Source organism: Streptomyces sp. NPDC002018 (genome assembly GCF_042890865.1).
Classification (GTDB): Bacteria; Actinomycetota; Actinomycetes; order Streptomycetales; family Streptomycetaceae; genus Streptomyces.
This window is the reverse complement of the sequence record NZ_JBIASO010000013.1, coordinates 183543-198048: the sequence shown is the minus strand read 5'-3', so window position 1 is coordinate 198048 and position 14506 is coordinate 183543. Positions and strand designations below refer to the sequence as shown.

Below are 14506 nucleotides of genomic sequence, written 5' to 3'. Positions count from 1 at the left end.
GGCGGACAGGCGTCGCGTCCGCACGGCCCTCTTCTGTGGCGGGAGCCGGACGGACGATGTCCAGTGGAACGAGTGGAGCGATCCACGGGTGCGGGTGATCCCCACGGTTCTGCGGGTACGCGCCCGGAGCGGAAGCGTGCGGTCCCTGGCTGGGCCGGTCCCGGATGCGAGGAGAAGAGGCGTCATGCCGCGTGGTCCGGATCCCGGCGGGAGCGTCCGCACAAAGGCCGCTCGACGATGACCAAGGAACAGCTCGCCAAGGCCCTGGGCCACTGACCTCGACAGGAGCCGTCATGACAACGCGTGACGAAGCGGATGGGCGGGACCCCGCGACGAAGCATCCCCGGCCGGAGTTCCCCCAGCAGGACCAGGAGTATCCGGGGTGGTCGGGCCCGATGGACCCGCCGCCCGACCACGGGGAGGATTCGTACCGCGGCCACGGTCTGCTGGAGGACCGCAAGGCGGTGGTGACGGGCGGGGACTCCGGTATCGGCAGGGCGGTGGCGCTGGCCTACGCCCGCGAGGGCGCCGATGTGCTGTTCACCCATCTGCCCGAGGAGCGGGACGAGGCGCACGAGACCGCGCGCCTGGTGAAGGAGGCCGGGCGCAAGGCGGTCGCCGTCGAGTGCGACATCCGTGAGGAACGGCAGTGCCGGGCGCTCGTCGAACGAGCGGTCGCCGAGTTCGGGCGGATCGACATCCTGGTCAACAACGCCGCCTATCAGATGTCGCAGCCGGACGGAATCGGCGCCATCTCGACGGAGCAGTTCGACCGGGTGGTGCGCACGAATCTGTACGGCATGTTCTGGCTGTGCAAGATGGCGCTGCCGCATATGCCGAAGGGCGGATGCGTGATCAACTCCACCTCGGTGCAGGCGTACAAGCCCAGTCCGCATCTGCTCGACTACGCGATGACGAAGGGCGCGATCGTCACCTTCACCCAGGGCCTGGCGCAGATGGTGGCGAAGGACGGCATCCGGGTCAACGCCGTTGCCCCGGGACCCGTGTGGACCCCCCTGATCCCGGCGACGATGCCCGACACCGCCGAGTTCGGCAAGCAGTCGCCACTGGGGCGCCCCGCGCAACCGGCCGAGATGGCCCCCGCCTATGTCTTCCTCGCCTCCCCCCAGGCGAGCTACATCACGGCGGAGATCGTCAACGCGACCGGCGGCGTACCGCTCCCCTGAGAACACGGCGGGCCCGTGCCCGCGTTCCTCCGTCACGGTTGTCGTCGCGTCGCGGGATCACCTCGCCCGGCCAAGGATGGTGAGAGGCCGCCGCCGGCGGGCGAGGCGCTCACAGCGGTACGTGAGCGGTGCCTCGCCACGAGTTTCGCCGGGGTCTCAGCGGTCACCCGTTTCGGAAGCGAACGGACGGGCGGAAAGCAGAACGTGACACGGAGAGGACATGAGATGAACGAGGCAGACATGGAACGCGCTCAGGCCGCCGAGATGCCGGAGGACGACGTCGTGGCGATTCTGCTGCGGCAGCACGCGCGCATCCGGGACCTGTTCGCGGAGGTGAAGAACGCACAGGGCGAGGTCAAGCAGCAGGCGTTCGACGAACTGCGCGCCCTTCTGGCGGTGCATGAGACGGCCGAGGAGATGATTGTCCGCCCCGTCGCGAAGGAGACGGCGGGCAAGGCGGAGGCCGACGCGCGCAACCAGGAGGAGAAGGAAGCGAACAAGGTGCTCGCCCAGCTGGAGAAGATGGACGTCACCGACGCGCAGTTCGACGCCCGGCTGGCGGAGTTCGAGCGGGCCGTCATCGAGCACGCCACCCATGAGGAGCGGGAGGAGTTCCCCGCAGTGCGCGGCGGGCGGAGCGAGGACCAGCTCCGGGACATGGGCAGGCGGCTCCTGGCGGCCGAGAAGATCGCCCCCACCCGCCCGCATCCGGCGGCCGCGGGCTCGCCGATGGCGCAGTGGACCGTGGGCCCCTTCGCCTCCCTGGTCGACCGTACCCGGGACGCGATCACCCACAGCGGGACGTCGAGCCGCTGACACGGCGCGCCCGCCGGCCCCCGGCCCGCCGGGGTAGCCGGCCCTCCCCACGGTCGTACGGACTCACCGGCTCGCGGCCGGGCCCGCAGAAAAGGCCCCGGCCGCGAGCCGGACGTGCGTGCGTGCGAGCAGCAGCCGGCCCCGCGCGGGGCTGACCACAGGGATCCACCTCACGGCCGATGCTCACGACCGGCCCCTGATCCTCCTTCGCTCCGCGTTCTCGCCGCCGGCCGCCCCAGGGCGCGCCCGCCTTCGACCGCCACTGCCACTGCCACTGCCACCGTCACTGCCGCTGCCACTGCCACTGCCACTGCCACTGCCACTGCCACTGCCAATGCCACTGCCAATGCCACTGCCACGGCGGTGGCGATCAGGAGAGCCCGCCGACCGGGGAAATGGCGGCACGAGGCATGAGGCGATGGCCACCGAACGCAGCGATGGTGCATATGTGCGGATCCCAGGGGCACGCGCTCTTCAGCCGCGTAATGGCAGCCAGTCGTATTCCGGCAATCAGAATTCTCGCGACGTGGAACGGAATGGATCATGGCAACGACGGAGAGCGAGGGCGGTAAGGACACCGCCGAGAACGGGGCGGAGAGAATCACCGCGCCGGCGGCAATGCGACAGGCCGCCGGACAGCTCGCGGAGATGCTTCACCACACACCCGAATCCGTATCGGCGCTCAAGGCCACGGACAACGGCTGGTCGGCCGACGTGGAGGTGGTCGAACTCGAAAGGATTCCCGCCACCACGAGCGTGATGGCCTCCTACCGTGTGCAGCTCGATGAGCAGGGGCGACTCGTCGGATACGAAAGGACCCGCCGCTATACGAAGGGGCAGGTCGACCGTTGACGGCATGCGGCCGATCACGGCGCCCTGACCGGCCCGAGGGCCGGACCACCCCCATGGGAAAGGAAGATTCACTGTGAGTGTCGTTCAGCAATCCAATGCGTCCGGTGGCGTGACGAGTGGTGGGGGTGGCTCGGGCAATCTCTATGACGTCCTGGAGCTCATCCTCGACCGCGGACTCGTCATCGACGCCTTTGTACGGGTGTCTCTCGTCGGTATCGAGATACTCAAGATCGATGTGCGTGTGGTCGTCGCCAGTGTGGACACGTACCTGCGGTTCGCCGAGGCGTGCAACCGTCTCGATCTGGAGTCGGGCCGCAAGGCGCCCAGTCAACTGACCGATCTCGTCGGCGATATGACGGAGAACGGTGCCAAAGGAAAGTCCAAAGGGGCCCTGACCGGTGCCGTGGAGGCATTCGGCGAGTCCCTGCGGAAGGGCCGTGACGACCAGGAGGAGCCGGAGGAGGAAGAGCGCCCCGCGCGCAAGTCCTCCGCCAGCTCCAGCAGCCGCCGCACCGCCCGTCGCCGAGAGGAGTAGAAGCAGATGCCCACCTACATTTACGCCATCACCGCGGCCGACCATCCGCTGCGGCTGGACGGTATCCACGGAGTCGGCGACCCCGTCACCGAACTGCGAACGGTCCGTACCAAGCACCTGAGCGCCGTGGTGAGCGAGGCACCGGCCGACCTGCGGGCCAAGCGCAGGGACCTGGCGGCGCATCAGACCGTCCTGGAGAGGCTGTCGGCCGACGGATCGGCCCTGCCGATGCGGTTCGGGCTGGTGGGACCGGACGACGAGCGTGTCTCCGCCGTCCTGGAGGAACAGCGCGACGCCTACACCGAGCGGCTGAAGGAGGTCGCCGGCTGTGTCGAGTACAACCTGAAGGCGTCACGCGACGAGGAAGACCTCCTGCGGGAGATCCTCACCACCTCCGCCGAGGCCCGTGCGCTCAACGAGCGGACCCGCCAGAACCAGGGCACCCATGAGGACCGGATGGCTCTCGGCGAGCTGATCTCACGGGAGGTGCGCACCCGGCAGGACAGCGAGGCACAGGAGACGGTGGACCGGCTCGCCCCCGCCGCGGAGCGTACGGCGTTCGCCGAGCCGTCCAAGGACCACTTCCTGAACGTCTCCTTCCTGGTCAAGCGGGACAAGGCCGCCGCCTTCTCGCAGGCCGTCCACGAGGAGGCGGAGAGGCGCGGAGAGGCATACACCCTCCGTCTGAACGGCCCGTTGCCGCCGTACAGCTTCGTCTGACCACCGTCCGACTGGAGGAACCCGTCATGGGCCTCGTCACAGAGATCCTGCTGCTTCCGTTCGCCCCGGTGCGGGGCACGGCCTGGGTGCTCGATCAGGTGGTGCTCACCGCGGAGCGCGAGTACTACGACCCTGCGCCCGTGCGCGAGGAACTCGCCCAGTTGGAGAGGGATCTCCTGGGCGGTCTGATCGCGGAGGACGAGTTCGACCGCAGGGAGGACGAACTGCTGGACCGGCTGGAGTGGCTCGATGCCCATCAGCGGCGCCTGGAGTCCAGCTCCTGAGCACACGCAGAACAATGAGGTGTACAGAAAATGATGAACAACGCCAAAATAGGTGTGGCCCTCGTAGGGGGCTACGTATTGGGACGTACGAAGAAGGCGAAGCTGGCGATCGGCCTCGGGATGTTCCTGGCCGGCAAGAAGCTGAGCCTGGACCCCCAGCAGCTCGGCAAGCTCGTGGCCAACTCGCCCGTGCTCGGGTCCCTCAACGACCAGGTACGCAAGGAACTGGTGGGCGCCACGAAGTCGGCCGCCACCTCGGCGCTCACCCGGCGCATGAACGGCCTCGCCGACTCGCTGCACGAGAGGACCCTGGACCTCCAGGACCACGACGACGAAGGCGCCCGCGCCGGCCGTGGCCGGGAACAGGAAGCCGACGAGGACGAGGACGAGGGCCGGGCCGCCGAGAAGCGGGACGGCGCCGAGGACAAGACACCCGCGTCGCGCGGCAGGGCTCCGGCCAGGAAGACCGGGTCGGCCGCGGCGAAGGCATCCTCCAAGGCTCGCGGAGCCGCCTCGGGCAGTGCGCGGAAGACCGCGTCTCCCCGTGGGGGAAAGTCCGCCTCCTCCGGCGCACGGAAGACGGCTTCGGGAGCCGCGCGCAAGTCGAGTGAGCGGGGTGGCGGCAATGGCTGACTCCGCGTTCAGCAAGGTCGCGAAGAGCCCGGCCGCCGAGCAGCTCAAGGAAGAGCTGCGCGACTACCTCCAGGCGCGGGCCCAGCACGCCGTCACACACCTCGGGTACAAGCTGGGAGAGAACATGACGAAGCTCGCCGAGCCCGGACAGGGTCCGGGCGGCCTCGTCGGCGGGCTGGCGAAGGGCGGGAAGGCGCTCGGCGAGGGCAAGTCCCCCGGGCAGGCCGCTCTGAGCGTGGGCGCCTCGCATCTCAAGGACACGGTCAAGGAGAAGGTCAAGGGCCTCTTCGGCAAGGGCCGCAAGGGGGGCGGCGGAAAGTCGAAGAGCGTGACCATCAGCGAGGACATCGATGTGGGCGTCCCCGTGCGGGAGGCGTACGACCAGTGGACGCAGTTCCAGGAGTTCAGCACCTTCGCCAAGGGTGTCGTCAGCGTCGAGAAGGCGGATGACACCAGCAGCAACTGGAAGGTGAAGGTCGCCAAGTCCACCCGTAGCTGGAAGGCGAACGTCACCGAGCAGGTGCCGGACGAACGGATCGCCTGGACCACCGAGGGCGCGAAGGGCACCGTCAAGGGAGTGGTGACCTTCCACCGCATCACCGACAACCTGACCCGGGTGCTGCTGGTGCTCGAGTACTTCCCGAAGGGTCTCTTCGAGAAGACGGGCAACATCTGGCGCGCCCAGGGCCGCAGGGCCCGGCTGGACCTCAAGCTCTACCGCAAGTTCATCATGATGCGCGGTGAAGCCACCGACGGCTGGCGTGGTGAGATCCGGGACGGCGAAGTCGTCATGGACCACGAAGAGGCCGTCGAGGAGGAAGAGCGCGCGGCCGACGACGGGCCCGACGGTGAGGACGACGCCGGGATCAGGGACGACGAGGCCACCGACGAGTACGACCGCGATCCTGAGGACGCCTACGACGCGGACGAGGACGAGGACGACGAGCTCACCGACGGCGACCGGCTCGACGAACGGGACCTGCCGGACGAGGACGTCCGCGACGACGACGTCCGCGACGAGGACGGTGACTACGACGCCGACCGGGACGAGGACGCGTACGACGAGGAGGCCGAAGCCGGCGCCGATGACGAGTCCGGCCGTGGCGGCAGGTACGACGACGAGGTCGAGCCCGAGGAGGACACCGAGGACGAGGTGGCCGAGGACGAGAAGCCGGTCCGTCGTTCCCGGCGCCGTACCGCCTCCGCCCGACGCTGACATCCGGCGCACCCGGACCGCACAGACAAGGCCGATCACACGTGTCTGATTCATTCGCCGGCCGTATGGGGACCTCGCCGGGAGTATCGCAGTACGGCCAGCAGGGGTCCTCCGCCAATCTGGCCGACATCCTCGAACGCGTTCTGGACAAGGGCGTGGTCATCGCGGGCGACATCCAGATCAACCTGCTCGACATCGAACTGCTGACGATCAAGCTCCGGCTGCTGGTCGCTTCGGTCGACAAGGCCAAGGAAATGGGCATCGACTGGTGGGAGCACGACCCCTCGCTCTCCTCCCGGGCCCGCGGTCCCGCCCCCGAGGCCGCCGCGCACTCCCCCGCGACGGGCGGTGACGCGCTGGCCGCGGAGAACGAGCGGCTGCGGACCGAGCTCGCCGACCTGCGGGCGGCAGCGGGGCTGCCGCCCGCGTCCGAGCAGGGGGCGCCCGTCGCGGCCACCGAGCCGGCGGACCGAGAGGAGACGCGATGAGCACCGAAGCCCCGAGCGGCGCCGCGCTGTCGGCGCGGCGGACCGGGGAGGCGGAGCACGGTCCCGTGATGTCGTACGTGTACGCCGTCGGCCGGGCAGGCGCCGCCCTGGATTCCGCCGTCTCCCACATGACCGGCCTGGAGGGCGGGGCACTGCGGACGGTCGGCGGTGAGGGGACGTTCGGCGGCGAGGGGATGGCGGCCCTCGTCTCCGACGTTCCGTCCGCCGCCTACGACACCGAGGGCATGAAGACCCGGATGGAGGACCTCCGGCAGCTCGAGGCACTGGCCCGGTCGCACCACGCGGTGGTGGAGGCCGCTTACGCGAGCACCACGGTCCTCCCGATGCGCCTGGCGACCGTCTGCCGGGACGACGCGCGCGTGATGTCGATGCTCCACACGGGCCACCAGGAGTTCAGCGAGCTGCTTTCCAGGCTCGAAGGCCGCGTCGAACTCGGCGTCAAGGTGTACGCGGACCCCGAGGACACAGCCGTCGCGTCCCCTGACCCTGCCCCTGACCCTGACCGTCCGCCGGCCCCGGCCGGCCCCGGCCGGGCGTATCTGGAGCGCCGCCGGGCACAGCGCCGCAGCCACCAGAACGCGTACCGGGCGGCGGGGGCCCTGGCGGCACGGGTTCCTGACCTCGTGGCCGCTCTGGCCTGCGCCAGGGTGGTGCACCGGCCCCAGCAGGGCGTCCTGGCCTCCGGCACGGGTGAGAACATCGCCAACGAGGCATATCTTGTCCCGGCCGCGGAGGTGGAAGAGTTCCGCGCGGCACTGGCGGGCCTGGAACGGGACACCCCCGGCGCCCGTGTGGAGATCACCGGGCCGTGGGCACCGTACTCCTTCGCGACACCGTCCCCCCAGGACGGCCCGTCATGACGCTCGGCCACCCCCCGGCCCCGCGGAGCGGTCCGGCGGACGAGAGCCTCGTCGGCGGGCGCCAGGTCGCGCTGATCGACCTCCTGGACCGCCTGCTGAACGGTGGCGCCGTCCTTACCGGAGACCTGGTCCTGTCCATCGCCGACGTGGACCTGGTGCATATCAACCTGCGGGCGGTCATCCGCTCGGTCACGCCCGACAGCCCGGCTCCGTGGTGACCGACCACGGCACGCCGGGCGCGGGCCGGACCCGCCGTCCGCGATGAGGAAGTGAGTCGATGACCGACCAAGCCGAAGTACCCTCCGGTGAATCCGTACTGCGGGAAGCGGCGACCGCCGCGGCGCGGTCGTTCGATCTCCTGCCCGCCGGGCCCGACGAGCGGCGGCCGCCCGGCGGCGGAATTCAACGGCTCACCACCGATCCGGACACCGTCGAACGCGATCTGATCAAACTCGTCCTCACCATCGTCGAGTTGCTGCGCCAGCTCATGGAGCGCACCGCTCTGCACCGCGTCGACCAGGGGGATCTGAGTGAGGATCAGGAGGAACGCATCGGTATGACGCTCATGATTCTCCAGGACCGAATGTCCGAACTGTGCGAGCGGTACGGGCTCACCATGAGCGACCTCAATCTTGATCTGGGGCCTCTGGGTTCGTTGCTCACCCGCGAAGAGGGCTGATCGGAAAGCTCGTGTTTCACTGCCTGTTGGGCGGTAACACGCACTTTATGACTGAAGCGAAGAAGAATTCAGAGACTCCCGAGGACAAGCCCCGGCGCCAGACCAAGGCGTCGGGCTCCAAGGCCCGGCAGACCGCTTCCCGTACCGCGAATACGACGCGGCAGAGCGCGGGAACCGTATCCGGTCGAGCCGCATCGGCTTCCTCCCGGGGCGTGTCCGAGGCGAAGAATTCCGCACACGAATCGGCGGAGGCCGTGAAATCGCGCGCGGGGTCGGCGGGTGAGGCGACCAAGCGAGCGGGGCGAACCGCGATCGAAGGTGTGGAGAGTGGCCGGCAGGCGGTGGTCTCCGCCACCGGCAAGGCGGCTTCCACCGTCGCCACGACATGGGCCTTGGCGAAGCACCGCAAGGCTGTCGCCGCCGGCGCGACGGCGGGGCTCGTCGGGGTGGTGGGCATCGCCTTTACGGCGGGTCGCCGCACCGCGAGGCTCAAGGGCGGTCCGCTCACCCGGCTGACGCACGGCCATATCTGAGAGCCGACAAGCGAGTTGATTCCCCCTTTCACGCGGAGGGCCGGGTGCGGCTCGCCGGTCGGGAATTCCTCAGGGGACAGGCCTTAGCCTGCTCCACCACCCACCGCTTCGTCAGAGCGACAGCCGCGAGGCCAGGACCATGTGGCCACGGCCCGTCGATCCCGCACCAACCCGAACGCGTTCTTCCTCACCACGGTGAGGAAGAACGCGTTCCGTCATTTCATGCCGGAACGCCGTACCCAGACCGGGCATCGGCCGTGCCCAGGCTCAGGCCCGTCGAGGGCTCAGGCCCGTCGAGGGCTCAGGCGGGGGGGGGAAGGGCGCCAACACGCCACCCGCGCCGGTGAGGGATCGCTCACACGTGCCTGGAGCGCCGGGTCCTGATGAGGTAGAGGTGGTGGGTGAGGTGGCGGGCGGTACGAGATGCGAGGGACCGGAGCATGACTGCATATCGCGTACGGCCGGACGCCGTGACCGGCTCTTCCCGGGCCGAGACCGGTGGCGCCGATCCGGCCGGGGCAGGCGCGCCGCGGGTGCTGATGGTGCGCAACAGCGAGCGCAGTGGTCCCGGCCGGCTGCTGCCCTGGCTACGCGCGGAGGGCTTGACCGTGGTGGAGGCGTCCGGCACCGCCGTGCCCGCCACGGCGGCCGGCTTCGATGCCGTGGTGCTGCTGGGCGGCGGCTTTCTGCCGGACGCCGACGCGCACGCCCCCTGGCTGCCCGCCGAGCGGGATCTCGCCCGGCAGTGTGCCGCCGACGGCGTGCCCCTGCTCGGCATCTGTCTGGGGGCTCAGGTGCTCGCCGTCGCGACGGGCGGCGAGGTGACGGCCGAGCACGGCCGGCCCGAGCGGGGATCGTGCGCCATCACGTTGCGCCCCGAGGCCACGGACGACCGGTTGCTGGCCGGCATGCCGAGCGTGTTCCCGGCGATCCAGAACCACCGGGACCAGATCACCGGCCTGCCGTCCGGCGCTGTCCATCTGGCCCAGAACGAGCGGTGTCCCGTGCAGGCGTTCCGGGTGGGTGCGCGGGCCTGGGGGCTGCAATTCCACCCGGAGGCCGACGCCGGCCGTCTCGCCGGCTGGGACGAGGCGGCCCTGGCCCAGTCCGGGCTGGACCTTGAGATGCTGCGCACCCAGGCCGAGGCCGCGGAGGCAGCCTCGGCCCGTGCCGCCCGTCGTCTGACGGCCAACTTCGCCGCTGTCGTCCACACGTACACGGGCCATGTCTCGTCCGGCCGCGCCGTCATGTGACCCGTCGTCCCGCCCGACGCCCGAGCGGTGGGCTTCCGAGCGGTGGGCTTCCGAGCGGTGGGCTTCCGAGCGCGCGGCGGCCGCCGGCCGACGCGCTCCCCGCTCCCCCGCGTTTCGCCGGCCCTGCTCGCCGGGGCCCGGGTACCCGCGTGCCCGGGTCGCTCATGGGCCGGGCAGAGAATCTTCCGTTCAGGCGTTTCGGTTCGGCTTTTCGGGTCACACCCAGTCCGTAAGGAACGCATAAGTCTCACGCGTTCTAGGACCGGAAGAAGGTTGTGCGCCATGGGCATCATCGCCTGGATCATCATCGGACTGCTCGCCGGCATCATCGCCAAGGCCATCGTTCCTGGTAAGGACCCCGGCGGGATCATCATCACCATGCTGCTGGGCATCGTCGGCGGTCTCCTCGGCGGCTTCCTCGGCAAGGTGATCTTCAAGGTCGATTCCATCGACGGGTTCTTCGACCTGTCGACATGGATCGCCGCGATCATCGGTTCCGTCATCGTGCTGCTGATCTACCGGCTCGTCACGGGCCGTACCCGCGCCCACGCCTGACCGCGCCCCGTACCACTCCGTGCTCAGTCAGAAGCTTCGTCATGGCCGGCCCCGTACGAAACGGGCCGGCCATGACGCTTCACGGGGTACCGCCGACGCCTTCCCCAAGGGCTGTCCCACAGGTGTGAGAAGCGCGTCCCGGGGCACGCGAGGCGGATAGCGGGCCTACGGGCGAGCTGTCGGCCACGTGCGTTTCACCGAAGCCTTACGGAGCCGATGTCACCGGCGGGCGGGGCCCACAGGACGGACCTGCGAGGTAAGAGAGGCCGGGCACGCGATGCCCGGAATACCGAAAAGGGGCGTTGCCTGTGTTGGTGGCTGGGCGATACCGGACGAGCGAGCCGCTCGGGCGGGGCGGAATGGGCGAGGTCTGGCGTGCGCGCGATGAAGTATTGGGACGCCCCGTGGCAGTCAAACTGCTCCGGGAGCAGGTGGCCGACGCCACCGCGATCGCCCGCTTCCAACTGGAGGGGCAGACCGCGGCTCGGCTGAGCCACCCGAACGTCGTGACGATATACGACACCGGCACCGAGGCCGACCGCGGCTATCTGGTGATGGAGCTGGTCGAAGGGCGCAGCCTGGCGGAGGAACTGCGCGCGAACGGGCCGACGCCTCCCGCGCGGGCGGCCCGTATCGGGGGCCAGGTCGCCGCCGGACTGGCGGCGGCACACCACCAAGGGGTGGTCCACCGGGACGTCAAACCGGCGAATCTGCTGCTGGCGCCCGACGACACCGTCAAGATAAGCGACTTCGGGATCGCGCGCTTCGCGGATCACCCCACGACAGGGCTGACCATGAACGGCCAGGTCATCGGCACCAGCGCCTATCTGGCCCCGGAGCGGGCCCTGGGGCGTCCGGCGGGGCCGGCCGCGGACATGTACGCGTTGGGATGTGTGCTGTACGAACTCCTCACCGCGCGCCCGCCGTTCCGGGCGGACACTCCCGCGGTCATGGTCTACCGGCACGTCGAGGCGGCTCCTGAGCCCCCGAGCCACCGTACCCCTGAACTGCCAGGCGCCCTGGACGACTTCGTCCTGCGGCTGCTGACGAAGGACCCGGCCCGACGGCCCACGGCCGAGCAGGCCGCCGATTTCCTCTCGGCGGCCGAGGACTGGATACCGCTGGAGCGGACCGTACGGGAGGTGACGATCGCGTCTCACCACCCCGCCGACGGCCTCTCCAGGTCTGCCGGGCAGACCTCGGAGCTGCCGCGCGACACCACGCACACGCGGTCGGCCGGGCGACAGAATTCGCGACTCCGTCGGCCGCAGATGCTGGTCGGCGCGGCAGCCGCGGCGCTCGCCGCCGTCGTCGTGGGCGCGGCCGCCACATCGTCCGACGGCGGTCGCGAGGAGCCCTCGTCCCCTCCACCGTCCTCCTCGGCCCCGGACACGCGCCACGCGGACGGATCACCGGCGGCCGGGCCCACGACAGGATCGGCCGCGGAGGACGCGGCCACCGAGGCACCCGCGGCGGGGCCGTCCCCGACGGCGGTGTCCCGGGACGCGGTGCCGGCCGGCTCGTCCGCCTCACCGGCAGCGGAGAAGAAGGCGCCTCAGGAGGGAAAAACGACGGTGGACCCCGCCCCGTCGCCGTCGAGGACGCCTCCGCCCACCGTGAATCCGTCGCCCACGGCCAGGCCCACGCAGCCCCCCACGACGCCTCCCACGGAGCCCCCCTCCCCCACCGCGACGGCCCCCGCACCCGACCAGCCGGACCCCGAAACCACCACAGGACCGGACGCACAGGATCTTCAAGCAGGCTGAGTTGTACAGATAAAGTTGTACAGATAAAACTGTACAACTCAAGCTGCGGGTTCTAGTCTGCGACGCATGCATGAGAGCCCGCGCCTGTCGCCCTCAGCGGTGCGGGCCTCGCGAGAGGTCCGTACGGTCATCAGCCGTCTGCGGCGCCGCATCCTGAACGCCGCCGAAGCCGAGGACATCACTCTCGGGCAGGCGTCCGTCCTGACGCGCCTGTCCGGCAAGCAAGGCGTCACGGCCAGTGAGCTCGCCTCGGCCGAGGGAGTGCGCCACCAGTCGATGACGGCGACGGTCACGTCACTGACGGCCTTGGGGCTGGTGGAACGGCGGCCCGACCCCGATGACGGGCGCCGTCTGCTGATCGCGCTGACCGCGGAGGGGCACCGGCGGGTGGAGGAGGGGCGACAGGCCCGGCAAGAATGGCTGGCCGGTGAGTTGCAGGAGAAGTGCACGGAAGAGGAACGGCGGGCCGTGATCGCCGCCATGGCGGTACTGGAGCGCCTCACCCATGACTGATCAGAAAACAGAGGGGCGAGGCAGCACGGCGACGGCGGGCTTCGACCGGCGGCTGCTGCCGCCGATGCTGCTGGGGTCGGTCCTGAACCCGATCAACTCGACGATCATCGCCGTCACGCTCGTACCCATCGGCGACGCGCTGGGCGCGCCGCCTTCGCAGACGGCGTGGCTGGTCTCGGCCCTCTATCTGGCCACCGCGCTCGGGCAGCCTGTCGTGGGTCGGCTCATCGACATCTTCGGGCCGCGCAGGCTCTTCCTCGTCAGCACGAGCCTGGTCGGGGTCGCCGGTGTCGCCGGCACCCTGGCGCCTGACCTGGGGGTGCTGATCGCCTCGCGGGTCCTGCTCGGGTTCGGCACCTGCGCCGGGTACCCCGCCGCGATGGCGCTGCTGCGCAGCGAGGCCCGGCGCACCGGGCGGGACAGTCCCGGCGGGGTGCTGACCGCCCTGGCCGTCGCCAACCAGACCATCGCCGTGATCGGTCCTCTGCTGGGCGGCCTGCTGATCGGGCTGGGCGGCTGGCGCGCCACCTTCGCGCTGAATGTGCCGCTGGCCGTCGTGGCCGTGCTGCTGGGGCTGCTCCGGCTGCCCAAGGAGGCCGGTACGGATGAGTCCCCACGACGGGGGCGCCTCGCCGCCCGGCTCGACCTGCCCGGCATGGCGCTGTTCGCCGCGATGCTCGTCTCGCTGCTGCTGTTCCTGATGAACCCGCACCCGCGCGACTGGTACCTGCCGGCGATCGCCGCCGCCGCGAGCGCCGCGTTCGCGGCGTGGGAGCTACGGGCCGCCACCCCGTTCATCGACCTGCGGGTGCTGGGTGGCAACCCACCCCTGCTGGTCACCTACGGGCGGGCGCTGGTCGCCTACGTCGTCGCCTACTCCTTCCTCTACGGGTTCACGCAGTGGACGGAGGAGGGATTCGGGCTCTCGCCCTTCCACGCCGGGCTGGTGCAGATCCCCATGTTCCTGGTGGCCATCGGTGTCTCGGTCGTCTCCGGGCGGCGCGAGGGCGTGCGAGGCAAGCTGCTCGTCGGCGCGCTCGGACAGATTGTCGCCTGTGTGGTGATGCTGACGCTCACCGGGGACAGCGCCGTGTGGATGCTGGTCCTCGTCGCCCTGATCTTCGGTGTCCCGCAGGGACTGAACAACCTGGCCCTCCAGAACTCCGTCTACGTCCAGGCCGATCCCGAGCGCACCGCCTCCTCGGCCGGCCTGCTGCGCACCTTCGCCTACGTCGGCTCGATGGTCGCCTCCTCCACAGCGGCCGCCTCCTTCGGGCGGCGCGCGGACTCCGGTGGCATGCACCATCTCGCCTGGATCATGCTCGGCGCGGGCGTGCTCCACCTCCTCCTGACCGTCTTCGACCGCACGCTCGGCCGCGCGACGGGCGGGGACACGGCCACTACGCCGCAGGCGCCGTAGACCACCCGAGGGGCTCCACGCCGCGAGGCCGTCATCACCTCGGCACTCGGCTTCCGTACACCCGCCCACCCCGTCGAAAGTGGTTCGTTGCGCAACGAATAAAATCGTGGGATCAATGGTTACCACACCACCGGGGCACGACCGCCCCGGACCACGATCCCGCTACGGAAGGGGC

18 protein-coding genes are annotated in these 14506 nt (G+C 70.1%); all 18 read left to right on the top strand.

Features of this window, described 5'->3' with window-relative positions:
• Window positions 1-293: 293 nt before the first annotated feature.
• Complete coding sequence (locus ACFYYH_RS22675; RefSeq protein WP_388553873.1) at window positions 294-1187, top strand: SDR family oxidoreductase; 894 nt, start codon at window positions 294-296, stop codon at window positions 1185-1187.
• A 225-nt stretch (window positions 1188-1412) separates the two neighbouring features.
• Window positions 1413-2003 (top strand): hemerythrin domain-containing protein, encoded by a 591-nt coding sequence (locus ACFYYH_RS22670; RefSeq protein WP_388553870.1) that lies wholly within the window; start codon window positions 1413-1415, stop codon window positions 2001-2003.
• A gap of 543 nt (window positions 2004-2546) precedes the next feature.
• Window positions 2547-2855, top strand: coding sequence for a gas vesicle protein (locus ACFYYH_RS22665; protein WP_388553867.1), 309 nt, complete (start codon window positions 2547-2549; stop codon window positions 2853-2855).
• A 73-nt stretch (window positions 2856-2928) separates the two neighbouring features.
• Window positions 2929-3390: a gas vesicle structural protein GvpA gene (locus ACFYYH_RS22660; RefSeq protein ID WP_388553864.1), complete on the top strand. Its 462-nt coding sequence runs from the start codon at window positions 2929-2931 to the stop codon at window positions 3388-3390.
• A gap of 6 nt (window positions 3391-3396) precedes the next feature.
• Window positions 3397-4110: a GvpL/GvpF family gas vesicle protein gene (locus ACFYYH_RS22655; RefSeq protein WP_388553862.1), complete on the top strand. Its 714-nt coding sequence runs from the start codon at window positions 3397-3399 to the stop codon at window positions 4108-4110.
• A 26-nt stretch (window positions 4111-4136) separates the two neighbouring features.
• A complete protein-coding gene (locus ACFYYH_RS22650) occupies window positions 4137-4394 on the top strand; it encodes a gas vesicle protein GvpG (RefSeq protein WP_388553860.1) in 258 nt (85 codons plus the stop codon).
• Between the two features lie 30 nt (window positions 4395-4424).
• A complete protein-coding gene (locus ACFYYH_RS22645; protein WP_388553858.1) occupies window positions 4425-5027 on the top strand; it encodes a hypothetical protein in 603 nt (200 codons plus the stop codon).
• The gene (locus tag ACFYYH_RS22640) at window positions 5020-6243 is read left to right on the top strand and encodes an SRPBCC family protein (protein WP_388553856.1); all 1224 of its coding nucleotides are present in this window, start codon (window positions 5020-5022) and stop codon (window positions 6241-6243) included. The genes ACFYYH_RS22645 and ACFYYH_RS22640 overlap by 8 nt, the downstream gene beginning before the upstream one ends.
• 41 nt (window positions 6244-6284) lie before the next feature.
• Window positions 6285-6731, top strand: coding sequence for a gas vesicle protein (locus tag ACFYYH_RS22635; protein ID WP_388553854.1), 447 nt, complete (start codon window positions 6285-6287; stop codon window positions 6729-6731).
• The gene (locus ACFYYH_RS22630) at window positions 6728-7612 is read left to right on the top strand and encodes a GvpL/GvpF family gas vesicle protein (protein WP_388553852.1); all 885 of its coding nucleotides are present in this window, start codon (window positions 6728-6730) and stop codon (window positions 7610-7612) included. The genes ACFYYH_RS22635 and ACFYYH_RS22630 overlap by 4 nt, the downstream gene beginning before the upstream one ends.
• A complete protein-coding gene (locus ACFYYH_RS22625; protein WP_388553850.1) occupies window positions 7609-7830 on the top strand; it encodes a gas vesicle protein in 222 nt (73 codons plus the stop codon). Before ACFYYH_RS22630 ends, ACFYYH_RS22625 begins: the two co-directional genes overlap by 4 nt.
• Before the next feature lie 59 nt (window positions 7831-7889).
• Window positions 7890-8291, top strand: a complete 402-nt coding sequence (locus ACFYYH_RS22620; protein ID WP_388553847.1) for a gas vesicle protein K — start codon at window positions 7890-7892, stop codon at window positions 8289-8291.
• 47 nt (window positions 8292-8338) lie between these two features.
• Window positions 8339-8824 (top strand): hypothetical protein, encoded by a 486-nt coding sequence (locus ACFYYH_RS22615; RefSeq protein WP_388553844.1) that lies wholly within the window; start codon window positions 8339-8341, stop codon window positions 8822-8824.
• 440 nt (window positions 8825-9264) lie between these two features.
• Window positions 9265-10077 (top strand): type 1 glutamine amidotransferase, encoded by an 813-nt coding sequence (locus ACFYYH_RS22610; protein ID WP_388553843.1) that lies wholly within the window; start codon window positions 9265-9267, stop codon window positions 10075-10077.
• Between the two features lie 282 nt (window positions 10078-10359).
• Window positions 10360-10632 carry a GlsB/YeaQ/YmgE family stress response membrane protein gene (locus ACFYYH_RS22605; RefSeq protein WP_388553840.1) on the top strand — a complete coding sequence of 91 codons (273 nt, stop codon included), beginning with the start codon at window positions 10360-10362 and terminating at the stop codon, window positions 10630-10632.
• Between the two features lie 359 nt (window positions 10633-10991).
• Window positions 10992-12398 (top strand): serine/threonine-protein kinase, encoded by a 1407-nt coding sequence (locus tag ACFYYH_RS22600; protein ID WP_388554028.1) that lies wholly within the window; start codon window positions 10992-10994, stop codon window positions 12396-12398.
• Window positions 12399-12464: 66 nt separating this feature from the next.
• On the top strand, window positions 12465-12911 hold the full coding sequence (locus ACFYYH_RS22595; protein WP_388553837.1) for a MarR family winged helix-turn-helix transcriptional regulator: 447 nt from the start codon (window positions 12465-12467) through the stop codon (window positions 12909-12911).
• Window positions 12904-14331, top strand: coding sequence for an MFS transporter (locus tag ACFYYH_RS22590; RefSeq protein WP_388553834.1), 1428 nt, complete (start codon window positions 12904-12906; stop codon window positions 14329-14331). The genes ACFYYH_RS22595 and ACFYYH_RS22590 overlap by 8 nt, the downstream gene beginning before the upstream one ends.
• The last annotated feature ends 175 nt before the right edge of the window (window positions 14332-14506 follow it).